Source organism: Allopusillimonas soli, from assembly GCF_004153445.1.
Lineage (GTDB): Bacteria > Pseudomonadota > Gammaproteobacteria > Burkholderiales > Burkholderiaceae_B > Allopusillimonas > Allopusillimonas soli.
The window spans coordinates 884897-899855 of the sequence record NZ_SDQC01000001.1 but is presented as its reverse complement, the minus strand read 5'-3'; the positions used below and the strand labels follow the sequence as shown (position 1 = coordinate 899855).

The 14959-nt window shown below is 60.9% G+C and carries 11 protein-coding genes; 5 read left to right on the top strand and 6 right to left on the bottom strand.

What is annotated here, in order from left to right:
• Positions 1–65 precede the first annotated feature (65 nt).
• Positions 66–365, bottom strand: coding sequence for a helix-turn-helix domain-containing protein (locus tag ERD78_RS04205; RefSeq protein WP_129967979.1), 300 nt, complete (start codon positions 363–365; stop codon positions 66–68).
• A gap of 176 nt (positions 366–541) precedes the next feature.
• Here ERD78_RS04205 and ERD78_RS04200 point away from each other — a divergent pair, with 176 nt between their 5' ends.
• The 4 genes from ERD78_RS04200 (at position 542) to ERD78_RS04185 (ending at position 4859) form a co-directional block, all read left to right on the top strand.
• On the top strand, positions 542–1456 hold the full coding sequence (locus ERD78_RS04200; protein WP_129967978.1) for an aldo/keto reductase: 915 nt from the start codon (positions 542–544) through the stop codon (positions 1454–1456).
• Between the two features lie 11 nt (positions 1457–1467).
• Positions 1468–2814 (top strand): NTP/NDP exchange transporter, encoded by a 1347-nt coding sequence (locus ERD78_RS04195; protein WP_129967977.1) that lies wholly within the window; start codon positions 1468–1470, stop codon positions 2812–2814.
• A 181-nt stretch (positions 2815–2995) separates the two neighbouring features.
• Positions 2996–3964: a tripartite tricarboxylate transporter substrate binding protein gene (locus ERD78_RS04190; RefSeq protein WP_129967976.1), complete on the top strand. Its 969-nt coding sequence runs from the start codon at positions 2996–2998 to the stop codon at positions 3962–3964.
• 7 nt (positions 3965–3971) lie between these two features.
• Entirely contained in the window at positions 3972–4859 is an 888-nt protein-coding gene (locus ERD78_RS04185; protein ID WP_129967975.1) for an amidohydrolase family protein, read from the top strand.
• On the opposite strand, the gene ERD78_RS04180 is transcribed toward ERD78_RS04185, so the two are convergent.
• The gene (locus tag ERD78_RS04180) at positions 4856–5800 is read right to left on the bottom strand and encodes a LysR family transcriptional regulator (RefSeq protein ID WP_129967974.1); all 945 of its coding nucleotides are present in this window, start codon (positions 5798–5800) and stop codon (positions 4856–4858) included. The two genes, ERD78_RS04185 and ERD78_RS04180, sit on opposite strands and share 4 nt — an antisense overlap.
• Before the next feature lie 106 nt (positions 5801–5906).
• Between ERD78_RS04180 and ERD78_RS04175 the strand changes: the two genes are divergently transcribed.
• The gene (locus ERD78_RS04175; RefSeq protein WP_129967973.1) at positions 5907–9467 is read left to right on the top strand and encodes an indolepyruvate ferredoxin oxidoreductase family protein; all 3561 of its coding nucleotides are present in this window, start codon (positions 5907–5909) and stop codon (positions 9465–9467) included.
• Positions 9468–9523: 56 nt separating this feature from the next.
• Here the strand turns inward: ERD78_RS04175 and ERD78_RS04170 are convergent, their stop codons facing one another.
• From ERD78_RS04170 to ERD78_RS04155, 4 genes are read right to left on the bottom strand one after another with little or no spacing between them, the layout of a single operon-like run.
• On the bottom strand, positions 9524–11002 hold the full coding sequence (locus tag ERD78_RS04170) for an N-acyl-D-amino-acid deacylase family protein (protein WP_129967972.1): 1479 nt from the start codon (positions 11000–11002) through the stop codon (positions 9524–9526).
• A 36-nt stretch (positions 11003–11038) separates the two neighbouring features.
• Positions 11039–13090 (bottom strand): ABC transporter ATP-binding protein, encoded by a 2052-nt coding sequence (locus ERD78_RS04165; RefSeq protein ID WP_129967971.1) that lies wholly within the window; start codon positions 13088–13090, stop codon positions 11039–11041.
• 19 nt (positions 13091–13109) lie between these two features.
• Complete coding sequence (locus ERD78_RS04160) at positions 13110–14000, bottom strand: ABC transporter permease (protein ID WP_129967970.1); 891 nt, start codon at positions 13998–14000, stop codon at positions 13110–13112.
• Between the two features lie 19 nt (positions 14001–14019).
• Complete coding sequence (locus ERD78_RS04155) at positions 14020–14955, bottom strand: ABC transporter permease (protein WP_129967969.1); 936 nt, start codon at positions 14953–14955, stop codon at positions 14020–14022.
• Positions 14956–14959: the final 4 nt, after the last annotated feature.

The window sequence follows — 14959 nt, the reverse complement described above, 5'->3', positions numbered from 1 at the left end:
TCGCGCTGAGTTCGATGGCCATGCTTCAGCGTGGCGCGGGGCCGAGATGCCGTCGGGGCGGGGGGCTATGGGACGGTATTGCTGCCCGGCATGCCGCCTTCATTTTCGAGCCGGCCTATCTGCTTGGTCTCCGAGCGGCTGAACCGTAGCCGCACACCCGCACCGCCGCCATTTTCAGGAATGAAAACCGCGCCCAGATCCTCCAGCGTACTCTGCAGTAACTGTATCGTGCCGCTGTCTGGTTCGTCGGCTTTCTGTTCGAAACTTTCTATGGTGCGCGCGTCCACGCCCGACCGCCTGGCCAGCTTGGCTATTGTGACTTCGACAAGGGCGCGTGCGGCGCAGCATTGGGCTCCGGTGATCATGTCGGAAACTCCTTCGAGGAATGACTCAACTCTAGCGCAAACCGTCCTGCGCCGCAAAGGCGGCGATGACTCACGCAGTTGCAATAATGCTTTGCCGAGACTCGGTGCTGACAATATACTGAACAGCTAGAGGCCTTGCCGGCAACTGGCAGATTATTCCGGACGGGGGTGTGCAAATGTCCACACGGCGAAATTTTCTCGCAGGCATGTCCGCACTTACATTGGAATGTGCCTTCAGGGGGGGACGCCAGACCGCGGATGCGGCAACGGTATCTCAGGTGCGCCGCATTCCTTCTTCCGGCCAGCCATTGCCGGTAATTGGCATGGGCACCTCAGACAGTTTCAATGTGAGCGCATCGGAAGCACACCGAGCGCCGCTGCGCGAGGTGTTGCGCCGTTTTTTTGCCGCGGGCGCGTCGGTCATCGATACCGCGCCCAGCTATGGGCAGTCTGAGGCGGTGCTTGGGAGCCTGCTGGCTGAGCTTGGCTTGCGGGAGCGCGCCTTCCTTTGTACCAAGATTGGCGCGCATGGCCATGAGCGTGGGCTGGCCCAGTTTCAACAGTCTCTTCAGCGATTGCGGACGGACAGGGTGGAGTTGCTGCAGGTGCATAACCTCATCGACTGGAAAGCCCAGATGGCCAGCATCGTCGAGCTCAAGGCGTCAGGCAAGGTACGGTATTCTGGGCTCACTCATTACACGGACAGCGCGCAGGATGCATTGACAGATGCGGTTCGGGAGGCCAGGCCGGACTTTCTCCAGATCAATTATTCAGTTATTTCTACGCACGCGGAGCGGCGGCTGTTTCCCATGGCGCGCGATCTCGGCGTGGCAGTCATTGTCAATCGCGCTTTTGACGACGGCAGGCTCTTCCGGTATGCGGCAGGCAAGCCCTTGCCGCCATGGGCCGCGGAGGTCGGTATCAGCTCCTGGGCACAGGCGTTTCTGCGCTTTGCACTGAGCCATCCCGCCGTGACGGTGGTTATTCCAGCGACCAGCCGGCCCGACCGGCAAAGCGACAATCTGAAAGCCGGAGTGGGGCCGATGTTGACGCCGGAGCAGAGGCGCTCCCTGCGCGCGATGTTCCAGTGAGCATCTCACCCATGGAAGACAGACACGCAGTTGGTGCGCTGAACCGCCTGTTTAATTTCAAGCGGGGCGAGGGGCCGGCGGTGGCGAGCGGGCTAGCGATGTTCTTCCTCTTGTTCACCGCCTATTTCATGCTGCGCCCTGTTCGGGAAACAATGGGGCTGGCCGGTGGCGTGGAGAACCTGCAGTGGCTCTTCACGGGTACTTTCCTGGCCACCCTGGTGGCGATGCCGCTGTTTGGATGGCTGGCGTCCGCCGTGGCGCGCGGCCACATCCTGCCGTGGGTCTACGGCTTTTTTACACTTAATCTGCTTGGCTTTGCGATCGTTCTTTCCTTGATGCCCGGCAATGTTTGGGTTGGCCGAGTTTTCTACATATGGCTTTCGGTTTTCAATCTGATGGCCATTTCATTGGCATGGAGTGTGTTGGCGGATATCTTTTCCGGAGATGCGGCACGCAGGCTGTTTGCCATGATTGCCGGCGGCGCCAGTCTGGGCGGCCTGGCTGGGCCTTTGCTGGGCGCGGCGCTGGTGACGCCGCTGGGGCATGGCGGCCTGCTGTTTCTGTCTGCCGTGTTGCTGGCGGGTAGCGGCAGCGCATCGCTATACCTGCATCGCTGGCGTGACAGGCATCCGCAAGCCGGCGCGATGGAGCCAGATGACGCACAGCGCCATCGTCCCCTTGGCGGCAACCCCTTCGCGGGGTTTTTTGAGGTTGTCCGCTCACCTTATATGCTGGGCATTGCCTTTTTCGTGGTGCTGTTAGCCAGCGTCAACACCTTTCTTTACTTCGAGCAGGCGCGCATTATTGCCGAGCGGTTCCCGGATCCGGCGCGCCAAACCCAGGTGTTCGGATACATCGATGCCGTGGTGCAAACCTTGGCCATTCTCACGCAAGTTTTCTTTACCGGCCGGATAGCGCAGCGCCTGGGGGTGGGCGTGTTGTTGACAGCGGTGCCCGTGTTGGTGGCCATTGGGTTTTTGTGGCTGGCGCTGTCTCCGTTTTTTGCCGTGTTGGCGATGGTCATGGTGGGCCGCCGTGCGGGCGAGTACGCGCTTGTCAGGCCGGGGCGCGAAATGCTCTATACCGTTGTGCCTGCGGAGCAAAAATACAAGGCCAAGAATTTCAACGACACGGTCGTGTACCGCGGCAGCGATGCCCTGAGTGGGTGGTTGAAACGGGGTGTTGATCTTTTGACCGACCAGCCAGGCATTGCGTTGTGCCTAGGTGCAGGCATTGCGTTGATTTGGGCGCTGGCAGGCGCATGGCTGGCACGCCGGTATAGGCGAGGGCCGGTGCCGCAGGCCGGCGACGGCAGTTCCGCAGACCCAGAGAGACCGCAGGCCCTTCACAACTCCTGAACACGCCTTGAGGAGCAGGCCACTACCCGGAAGGTCTCGTCTTCCTTATGCTGAGTGCTCTTTTCTCGTCTCATGCCTGGCAGCGCAATGGTGGCTGCGCCTATGCGAGCCTGCCCTGCGCTTTATTGGGGCGCCAGCAGAACAGTCATCAAGTGGCTGCATCAATAAAAAGGAGCAAATTATGAATAGAAGAAGATTCTGCCTGGCTGCGGCGATGATTCCGGCATTGCATGGCTTGCCGGCTGTGGCGGCAAGCCTGAAGGACGGCGGGCCTGTCACCATGGTGGTACCTTTTTCGCCGGGCGGCAATCTCGATACCGTGGCGCGGGCGATTGCGCCTGAGCTTCAGGATCTTCTGGGCACTACCGTTGTGGTTGAAAACAAGCCCGGTGCAGGCGGCGTGATCGGCGCGGCGCTGGTGGCCAGGGCCAAGCCGGACGGACATACTTTGTTGGTAACCACACCCAATGCCATCACGGTCGCACCCTTCATGACGTCGACTGACTACACGCTCAAGGATTTCACTTCCGTGGGCGAGATTGCCGCGGCTTCTCTCGTGGTGGTCGTCAATCCGCAAGGGCGCTTCAAGACCATGCGTGAACTGCTTGAACAGGCGCACAAAAAGGAAGGCTCTGTCACCATGGGCCACGCTGGGCTGGGGACAACCAATCATATTGCGTTGCTCGGTCTTGAAGATGCGGCAGGCTGCAAATTTACGGCAGTGCCCTACAAGGGCTCGGCACCGGCCGTCACGGCGCTGCTGGGACAGCAGGTAGACGCCATCATCGACCAAGTTACGGGCTCTTATGCCAATATCAAGGCGGGAAAGCTGCATGCAATCGCGGTGCTGTCGGCCAAACGCGACCGTTTTCTTCCAGACGTGCCGACGCTTGCAGAAGCTGGCGTGAAAGGCTTCACCGCGATGACGCAGGCCGGCCTCCTGGCTCCGGCGAAGACGCCCAAGGCCGTCATTGCTCAATTGAATTCGGTATTGAACAAGGCGCTTCAAACAGATGCGGTTCAGCAGCGTATGACCAATTCAGGCAGTACAGCCATGCCCTCGGCGCCGGAGGATTTCCAGCACATACTCCAGGCGCAACTCGAGAGGGCCAGGACACTGGATGCGCAAGGCAAGCTGACTGCCGACTGAGGAGATCATGACCAAACCCTGTCTTCCTGTACGCAGCGAGATCCAGCCGGTGGGCTTCCACATGCCAGCCGGCAGCTGTAATTCGCACGCGCATATATTCGGTCCATTCGATCGGTTTCCACTCGCCGGCGATCGGAGCTATACGCCGGATGCTTATCCGGTTGCTGCATTCATCAGGCATCTCGACCGCTTGGGTATGGATCGCGGTGTCCTGGTTACAGGCAGTGCATCCGGCACGGACAACAGCATTGTGCTGGATGCGCTTGAGCATCATGGGCAGCGATTGCGCGCGGTTATTGTGCCGCACGTCGCCATGTCCGATAACGAACTCGATCGATATGCACAGGCAGGAGTACGCGGCGTGCGGGTGAACCTTTATCGGCTGGAAGGGCGAGCGGTGTACCGGAATGGCGTCGGGCTGGATGTATTGCAGGCGCTCGCGCCGCGTCTTGCTGCGCGCGGCCTTCATGCGCAAGTATGGATACATGCGCCAGATCTGCCTGAGCTGATGCCAGCGCTGAAAGCGCTCAAACTGCCCTTGGTCGTGGACCATATGGGCCGCATGAGCACAAGCCGCGGTGTGACCGACCCCGGATTTGTGTTTCTGTGCCGGCAGCTTGCTGACGGTGCGGTATGGGTGAAGATATCCGGCGCCGACCGCAATACCGCAATGGGGCCGCCTTATGATGATGTGGATCCCTTTGCGCAGGCATTGCTGTCCGCAAACAGTGAGCGGATCGTCTGGGGAACAGACTGGCCCCACATCAATTATTACGATCCGGAGAAAGTGCCGGATGATGGCATGCTGTGCAATCTGCTTGCCCGCTGGATGCCGCAGGAGGCGTTGCGCAAAAAGGTGCTGGTGGAAAACCCGGCGCGGCTCTACGGTTTCTAGCGGCGCCCTGCTGCCATGGATGCGGGGCCTTCTCCCATGCCTTCGCAAGCGTCCACCAAAAACTGGCGGAATACATCCGCCAATCCGGAGGGGGCGCGGCGCTTGGGCCACAGCAGGCCCACATCCATCGGAGCGACGGAATCGGAGATCGGTATGGCCATGATTTTCTTGCCTTCCAGCGACCAGGGGCGATAGACCAGATCCGACAGAATCGTCACGCCGAATCCGTGCGCGACCAGCCCGCGCACAGCCTCGAGCGATCCTGTGCGCAGTGCGACTTTCAGTCTTGCGGGCGTGCTCGAGAAATGCCTTGCGGCGGCGGCATCCGCATCGTCCACAGTCAGCAGAATATGCGCGTGCCTGGCTGCTTCGGCCAGGGTGACTGTGGGGTGCCGCGCGGCGGGGTGGCCGATGCCAGCCCATAGACGGCGGCGGGAGCGCACCAGCAGACGGTGGCCATAGCTGTCCAGGGCTGCGATATTCGACAGCAGGCCTATGCCAAGCTCGATGGACTTGTCTTTCAGCGCCGATTCCAGCGCCACGCGGTCCATGTCGACGAGATCTATTTCAACGTGCGGATAGCTTCGCTTGAATCGGCTGAGCAGCTCGGGCAGAAAATAGCCCAGTACGGTATAGGTAGCCGCGATACGTATGGTGCCGCGCGCCGCCTGCGGAAGCAGGCTGGCCTGCCGCATGGCATCCTGAACCGAATCCATGACATGGCGCGCATGGTTGAAGAAAGCCTGCCCTTCGGGCGTGAGAGCCACGCCGTGCGGAAGGCGCTCGAAGAGCCGCGCCTTCAGCTGGCGTTCCAGGCTTTGCACGGCGCTGGTAATAGCCGACTGCGAGACATTCTCGGCTATTGCCGCAGACGAAAACTGCCCCGTCCTGGCGGCGGCGATAAAGTAACGGAATTGCCTTAGCGTGACTTCGTTCTTCATCTGTTTTTTTGATACCAGATAGCTGAAACCATGATTTTACGATAACGCGGCAAGCTCCTACACTGGCCGCAATAATCAGGACGAGAGTGATCAAAGGAGACCGAGGATGAATGCTCCCCTTGACGAGACGGCGCGCAAGGCGCTTGCGGACGTAAGCCTCGACGATAAATACACACTTGAGCGCGGCCGCGCCTACATGAGCGGAACGCAGGCGCTGGTTCGCCTGCCAATGCTTCAGAAGGTGCGCGATCGCGCCGCCGGCCTGAACACGGGCGGCTTTATTTCGGGCTATCGAGGCTCGCCGCTTGGGGCGCTGGACCAGGCGCTGTGGAAGGCCAGAGATTACCTTCGGGACAGCGATATCGTGTTTCAGCCGGGCCTCAACGAGGATCTTGCCGCCACCTCGGTGTGGGGCACGCAGCAGGTCACCTTGTACCCCGACGCCACGCGCGATGGCGTGTTCGGGATGTGGTACGGCAAGGGTCCGGGCGTCGATCGAAGCATGGATGTATTCAAGCACGCCAATGCGGCAGGCACCGCGGCGCATGGTGGCGTGCTTGTATTGACCGGCGACGACCATGGCGCCAAGTCTTCAACGGTGGCACATCAGTCCGAGCACGACCTGATTGCAGCGGGCATTCCCGTGCTGTATCCGGCCAGTGTGCAGGAATACCTCGACTACGGCCTGCATGGTTGGGCCATGAGCCGTTATGCCGGCGTGTGGGTGGCCATGAAATGTGTGACCGAAGTGGTGGAGTCCACGGCCTCGGTCGACATCGACCCCGATCGCGTGCAGGTGCGCATTCCTGATGATTTCGCGATGCCTGATGGCGGCGTCAATATTCGCTGGCCCGATCCGCCCCTCGACCAGGAGGCGCGTCTGGTGGACTACAAGTGGTATGCGGCGCTTGCCTATGTGCGCGCCAACAGGCTCAACCGTATCGTGATCGATACGCCGGCACCGCGCTTCGGCATCATGACAGCGGGCAAGGCCTATCTGGACACGCGTCAAGCCTTGGCGGACCTGGGCCTGGATGAGGCAGCCTGTGCCCAGGCGGGCATCCGCCTCATGAAAGTCGGCTGCGTCTGGCCCCTGAACGCACAGGATGCGCAGGAGTTTGCTTCGGGCCTTGAAGAGGTTCTGGTCATTGAGGAAAAGCGACAGATTCTGGAATATGCGCTCAAGGAAGAACTGTACAACTGGCCTGACGCGCTGCGTCCCAAGGTATACGGAAAATTCGATGAAAAAGACAACGCAGGGGGAGAATGGTCCGTACCGCGCGGGCAGTGGCTCCTGCCAGCCAAGGGCGAGCTGTCGCCCGCGCTGATCGCCGGCGCTATTGCCCGGCGGCTGGACAAGGCAAATCTGTCCGTCGCGTTGCGGGCAAGGATTGCGGCGCGGATTGCGATTATCGAAGCCAAGGAGGGCGAACCGGAACGCCTCCCACAAGTTGACCGCAAGCCCTGGTTCTGTTCCGGCTGTCCCCATAACACCTCTACGCGGGTGCCTGATGGTTCGCGTGCAATGGCCGGCATAGGTTGCCATTACATGGCGATCTGGATGGATCGCAAGACGGAGACATTCAGCCATATGGGCGGCGAAGGCGCGGCATGGATAGGGCAGCAGCATTTCACGTCCGAGAAGCATGTATTCGTCAATATTGGCGACGGCACGTACTTCCATTCCGGGCTGCTGGCCATACGCGCATCCATTGCGGCCAATGCGAACATAACCTACAAGATTCTCTACAACGATGCAGTCGCCATGACGGGGGGCCAGCCTGTCGATGGCGTGCTGAAGGTCACCGACGTCATTGCCCAGGTGCACGCCGAAGGCGCGCGCCGGATTGTCGTGGTCACGGACGAACCCGAGAAGTATCAAGGAATGCGGCTTGCGGGCAATGCGCCGGTCTACCATCGCGACGAGCTGGATCGGGTACAGCGCGAACTGCGCGAGGTTGAGGGAACGACGGTGCTTGTCTATGACCAGACCTGTGCCACGGAAAAGCGCCGGCGCCGCAAACGCGGCGCCTATCCGGATCCCGCCCGCAGGGTGTTCATCAACGATGCGGTGTGCGAGGGCTGCGGCGACTGTTCCACCAAGTCCAATTGTCTGTCCGTCGAGCCGCTCGAGACGCTCATGGGTACGAAACGCCGCATCAACCAGTCGTCTTGCAACAAGGACTTCTCCTGCGTCAATGGCTTCTGCCCCAGCTTTGTGACGGCGGAGGGCGCTCAGATGAAAAAACCTTCCCGCGACCGGACCCAGGTCGATACAGGGCTGCTTCAAGCGCTTCCTTCTCCCGTGCTGCCAGCCATCGCGCGAACCTATAGCATATTGATAACGGGAATAGGCGGCACGGGTGTCGTCACCATCGGCGGTTTGCTGGGCATGGCGGCGCATCTGGAAAACAAGGGGGTTACCGTGCTGGACATGGCGGGGCTGGCGCAGAAAGGCGGGGCGGTCCTGAGCCATGTGCAGATTGCGGCGTCGCCGCAGGACATCCACGCCACGCGCATAGCCACGGGCGAGGCGGCGCTTATCATTGGTTGCGACGCCATTGTGACAGCCGGTGCAGAAGTGATGTCAAAGGTGCTCAAGGGCACGACATACGCCGCCATCAACAGCGCGCCAGTTCCCACCGCCGCTTTCATCCAGGATGCCGACTGGCGATTTCCGGCCAGGGGAACGCACCAGCGGTTCCTGGAAGCGCTGGGCGAGGGCTGCGCTTTTCTTGATGCCAATGCATTGGCACTGGCCATACAGGGCGATGCCATCTATGCCAACCCCTTGATGTTGGGCTTTGCTTGGCAGAAAGGGTGGATTCCGCTTGCGCATGCAAACCTGCTGCGGGCGATAGCGCTCAATGGCGTGAAGGTTGAGGAAAACAAGGAGGCCTTCGAATGGGGCAGGGCGGTGGCGCATCATGGTGTGGAGGCCGTGATGAACGTACTGCCGGACACGCGTGGCAAAGCCCAGGTCATCGCGCTGCCGGAGACATTGGACGCGCTGGTGGCGCGGCAGTCGTCCTTCCTGGCGGGCTATCAGGATGCCGCTTATGCCAAGCGGTACGGGGATGCGGTCGAACGCATCCGGCAGGCTGAGGGCGCACTGGCTTCGAAATCTTCGCAACGCCTGTCCATGGCGGTGGCGAGAAATCTCGGCAAGCTGATGGCATACAAGGACGAATATGAGGTGGCGCGCCTGTACACCGATCCGGCTTTTATGGAGAAGCTGCGTGATGCATTCGAGGGCGAACCTGGAAGGGACTATGCACTGCATGTGCACCTGGCGCCGCCGCTGTTAGCCGGCAAGAACGACAGCGGCGAACTCGTCAAGAAGAAGTACGGGCCCTGGATGATGAAGGCATTCGCGGTGCTTGCCCGGCTGAAGGGGTTGCGCGGCACCCCGCTGGATATCTTCGGCTGGACGGCGGAACGCCGCCAGGAGCGGCAACTGGTCGAAGCGTATTTCGCAATGCTGGATGAATTTGTGGAAAGCCTTTCCGAGGATAATCTGGACACGGCCATTGAGTTGGCCACGCTGCCTGATGCCATACGCGGCTTTGGGCATGTGAAGGAGCGCGCCATCCAGGCGGCGCAGGCGAGGCGCGAGCGGTTGCTGGCGGCATACAGGACAGCTGGCCGGCTTGATCGCGTCGCATGACGGGTCGGGCCTCAAATGGCCTGCCGCTGCCGCTGCCGTTTCACGGGCAGCTGCGATTAATGCTGCGCTGGCTGCTCCCGCGCGCCGCGCGCGACGACCTTGCCGTTGCGGGCACCGAGATGCTTGCCTTCGCGCCAGGTGGGCATGCCGTTCACGATCACCGTGTGGATGCCTTGTGCGGGACGGGTCGAGTCGTGGTAGGTGGCCTGGTCGGAAACGGTATCGGCATCGAATAGCACAATGTCGGCATGAAAGCCCGGTTTTAGCTGTCCTCTGTCTTGCAGGCCGAAATTGCGTGCGGTCAGGCCAGTCATTTTCCAGATTGCCGTTTCAAGCGGGAACAGGCCGACTTCCCGGCAATAGTGGCCAAGAACCCGAGGAAAAGTGCCCCACAGGCGTGGGTGGGGTTTTTCTCCGGTGGGGATGCCATCCGATCCTATCATGGTGTCCTCGAAGGCCAGAATGTTGCGCACGTCGCCCTCGTCCATGCTGAAATAGATGGCGCTGGCAGGTTGCAGGCGGCGCGCGGCCTCGAGCTTGGAGACTTGCCATTGTGCCGCGATATCATCGAGATCGCGCCCTGCGCAATCGGGATGGCTGGCACTGGAGGCAATCATGACACGGCCGGCGAGGCGTTGCTCATCAATATGCAGCATGGTGGAGCTGGCGTTGTAGGGATAGCAGTCCAACGCAACGCATTGGCACTGCATGGCGGCGCGGATGCGGGGCAGCGTGATGGCGGATTTGCCGAAGTTTTGCGGATGCTGCAGCTTGTGATGGGAGATAACCACCTGGATGTCCAGTTCGCGGCCGATGCGGAACGTTTCCTCCAGCGAGTCCATCGTACCGTCGGATTCATTGCGCATATGCGTTGCATATAGGCCGCCTGCACTGCTCAGCGGGCGGCCGACATCAATGATCTCCTCGGTGGAGGCTGCCGCGGCAGGCGGGTAGTACGTGCCGGTGGACATGCCGATGGCGCCGGCGTCCAGGGCTTCGGACAGCATGTCCCGCATGATGGCTATTTCATGTGCGTTGGCTTCGCGGCCTAGTGTTTCCATGGCGCGCACGCGTAGCGTCGAATGGCCCACCATTGCCGCGACATTGACCGCGGCCGGGGTGTTTTTCAATGCTTGTATATAGTCGGAAAAACGTTCGAAGCGCAGGTGCTGTTCACCGTCAAGTAGATTCAGGGGCGCGGGCATGGGCGTGTCGGCCTTCAGGGGCGCGATGCTGATGCCGCAGTTGCCGGTAATCACGGTGGTAACGCCCTGCGTAACCTTGAATGTCATGTCCGGCTGCAAAAGCAACGCAAGATCGTCGTGGGTATGCGAATCGATGAACCCTGGGGATACGATCATGCCTTTTGCATCGATCGTATCGCGTGCGCGGCAGGCGCCGAGATCGCCCACGGCGGCGATGCGTCCATCGAGGACAGCGACGTCGGCGTCGAACCGGGGGCGCTTGCTGCCGTCGATAACGGTTCCATTGCGCACGATCAGATCATATATGACGGGAGAAGTCGTTTGCTGCATGGCAGTCCTTTTGATACTTCGATATGGCCGGCTTGGTCAGCGCATGTGGCAGGCCACAAGTTGTGGCGCCGCGCCGGCTGTGTTTCGCGGTGTCAGCTCAGGCCGTTGCGCCCTGCAGATGTCTGTTGCAAGCGGACAGCGGGTATGAAACCGGCAGCCCGAGGGAGGGCGTGCCGGACTTGGCGGATCCCCCTGAAGCAGCCGGCGGGTCATGGGCGTGCCTGGCTCGGCCTTGGGTACAGCGGAAAGCAGGATCTCGGTATAGGGATGCCTGGGACTGGAAAAAAGGGTGTCACGATCCGCGATTTCCATGATGTGTCCCAGATACATTACCGCGACGCGGTGGCTGATATGGCGTACCACGGTCAGATCGTGAGCCACGAACAGATAGGCGACACCCAGATCGCGCTGCAGGTCTGTCAGCAGGTTGATCACTTGCGCTTGAACGGATACGTCCAATGCGGACACCGGCTCGTCGCAGACGATGATCTTGGGCTGCAATGCCAGGGCTCGCGCAATGCCGAGGCGCTGGCGTTGCCCGCCGGAAAATTCATGAGGGTACTTCTTCATGGATTCCGGTCTTAGCCCTACCTTGGAGAACAGCCATTCCAGGCGTTCCCGGCGCCCGCGCACATTGCGGGTATCGGCGCTGGGAAAGTTGCTCATGGGCTCCATGACGATCTGCCCGGCTGTCATGCGCGGATTCAGCGATGCATAGGGGTCCTGAAAGATGATCTGCATGTCGCGGCGGCGCTCACGCATCTGCTCCGCGCCCAGGTTCATGATTTCTTCGCCATCAAGCCGTATTGAACCGGAAGTGGGTTCTATCAGGCGCAGTATGGATTTTCCCGTTGTCGACTTGCCGCAGCCCGACTCTCCCACCAGGGATAGCGTTTCGCCACGGCCGACGCTGAACGAGATGCCATCCACGGCCTGCACATCCGGGCGATTCCTGCCGAACCAGACGCGGGATCCCGGATAGTGTTTTGTGAGCGCCGTGACCTCCAGCAAAGGGGCGGGCAGCGGCGCCAGCCCATCGGCAAGCTCATCGGAAAGAGATTCGACATGGCCCGCGGTATCCGCGCGGCCTGCCGCAATCACGCGGTCCGCTTCAAAACAGGCCGCGATGTGCCCCGGCCCCTGTCCGGCCAGCGGCGGTACCTCGGTGCGGCAGCGTTCGGTGGCGAACTTGCATCGCGGCGCGAAGCTGCAGCCGGGCCCCAGGTCGTGCAGAGCGGGTACCAGGCCGGGGATTTCCTCCAGGCGCTCGGCGCCCGTGTTCATGGAGGGCATGGCGGCCAGCAATGCGCGTGTATAGGGGTGTGCAGGGCGGGCGAACAGCTCGGCAACGGATGCCTCCTCCACCTTGCGCCCCGCGTACATCACCACGACACGGTCGCAGCATTCGGCGACCACGCCCAGATCATGCGTGATTATGATGACGCCCATGCCGAGCTTTTGCTGCAAATTGCGCAGCAAATCCAATATCTGGGCCTGTATGGTCACGTCCAATGCCGTGGTCGGCTCATCGGCTATCAGCACGTCGGGATTGCAGGCAAGAGCAAGGGCTATCATGACCCGCTGCCGCATGCCGCCGGACAGTTGGTGAGGATATTCGTCAATGCGGCGCTCAGGTTCGGCAATCTGCACCAGCTCCAACATCTCGAGCACGCGTGCATGCGCTTCGCTGCGTCCGACCTTTTGGTGCAGCATGATAGTTTCAGCAATCTGGCGCCCTATGGTCAGCACCGGATTCAGCGAGGTCATGGGCTCCTGAAAGATCATGGAGATGCGGTTGCCCCGTATGGTCCGCATTTGCTTCTCCGACAGCGCCAGCAGGTTTGTGCCCCTGTAGCGCACTTCGCCGCCAGCATAGCGTCCGGGCGGTGTGGGCACAAGACGCATGACGGAAAGCGCGGTGACGCTTTTCCCGCAGCCAGACTCGCCGACCACACCAAGGGTTTCGCCGGCGCTGACGCTGTAGGACACGCCATTAACGGATCTTACTGTCCCGGCAAGGGTATCGAAATAGGTGGAGAGATTGTCGATTTCCAGCAGCGGTGCGCCGCTTTGGTCCGATGATGACATGGGTTTCGCCACGACAGTCCTACAGTTGGTTGGCCAGGCGCGGATCAAGCAGGTCGCGAAGACCATCGCCCAGGGAGTTGATGGACAGCACGGTCAATGCCAACAGCAGGCCGGGGAAAAGAATGATGTGCGGGGCGAGCGCCACCACATTGCGCCCATCGGAGATCATATTGCCCCAGCTGGGGATCTGGGCGGGCACGCCCACACCCAGGAATGACAGCACCGCTTCAGTGAGCACGGCGGATGCAGCGATGAATGTTGCCTGCACGACCACTGGCGCCAGCGTATTGGGCAGTACATGGCGCCAGAGAATGACCGGCAGCCGCGTGCCTATGGCATGCGCGGCCTCTACGAAAAGCTGTTCGCGCAGCGTCAGGGCAAGCGAACGCACCAGCCGGACCATGCGCGGTACTTGAGGCACTGTGATCGCAACGATGACCGTGGTGAGGCTGGGGCGGACAATGGCCACCAGCGCAATGGCAAGCAAGATATCGGGAATCGCCATCATGCCGTCCATGATGCGCATGATGATGGCGTCGGCCCAGCGTATGAAACCCGCTGCAAGTCCAAGAAGCACGCCGCACACAGTCGAGAGGGCTGCCACCGACAGCGCAACCACCAGCGAGACGCGGCCGCCCCAGACAGCGCGGCTGAATACATCGCGTCCCAGCGCGTCTGTGCCGAAATAGTGCGTAGCGGAAGGCGGCTTGAGCCTGGACAGCGGATTGATGGCAATGATGTCATGCGTTGCAATCCAGGGCGCAAGCAGGGAGATCAGCGTGACGAACACCAGCAGTGCGCCGCCCAGATAGAGCATGGGGTACTTGCGCAGCGAGCGCCAGCGCAATGCGCGTCGGCGCCGTTCGTCATCGGCATTGCGGTCCAGGGATATCGCGGCGCTTTCCTGCATGGCTTGTCTTCTCCCTGTCTCAGTAGCGTATGCGAGGATCGAACAGGCCGTAGCTCAGATCGATCAGCAGATTGATGGCGACATAGGTCGCGGCGGACACCAGCAGCACGCCCTGGATAACCGGATAATCGTGGTGCAGCACCGCATCGATGACCAGACGGCCAACGCCGGGAATGGCAAAAACGGTTTCGGTTACCACCACGCCGCCTATCATCAGCGCAATGCCAACGCCTACCGTGGTTGCGATGGGAATGGCGGCATTCATCAGTGCGTGGCGCAAAACAGGAAGTACGGCCAGCCCCTTGGCGCGTGCGGTGCGGATGTAGTCTTCATGCAGCACATCGAGCACGGTCGCGCGGGTCATGCGCGTAAGCAGTGCGATATACACCAGGGCGAGATTGATACAGGGTAGCGCAAGACTATGCAGCCACGGGATGACGCCCTCCGATAGGTTCACATAGCCTTGTGCGGGAAACCATTGCAGCTTGACGGCAAAACCGTAGATGAACATATAGCCAACCAGGAAGACCGGCACGGAAAAAGCCAGGACGGCAAATATCATGACAATGCGGTCTATCCAGCTACCGGCCCGATAGGCGGCCAGCACCCCAAGGGGTATGGCCACCACCACCGAGATGAGTGTGGTCAGAAAAGCGATGGACACAGTGGGGCCCAGGCGCTGTGCCAGCAAATGCGTAACCGGCGCCTGGGTATAGATGGACGTGCCCAGATCGCCATGCAGTAGCTTGGTAGCCCAGATGATGAACTGGCGCCACAGCGGCTCGTTAAGCCCCAGCGCTTCGCGCAGCCGCGCGATATCGTCGGTGGTTGCATAGTCGCCGGCGATCAATGCGGCGGGATCGCCGGGCGACAAATGGATCAGCATGAAGACCACCACCGCAACCACTGCGACCACCGGTATGACCGCTAATACGCGCTTGATCAGATACTCCATGCCT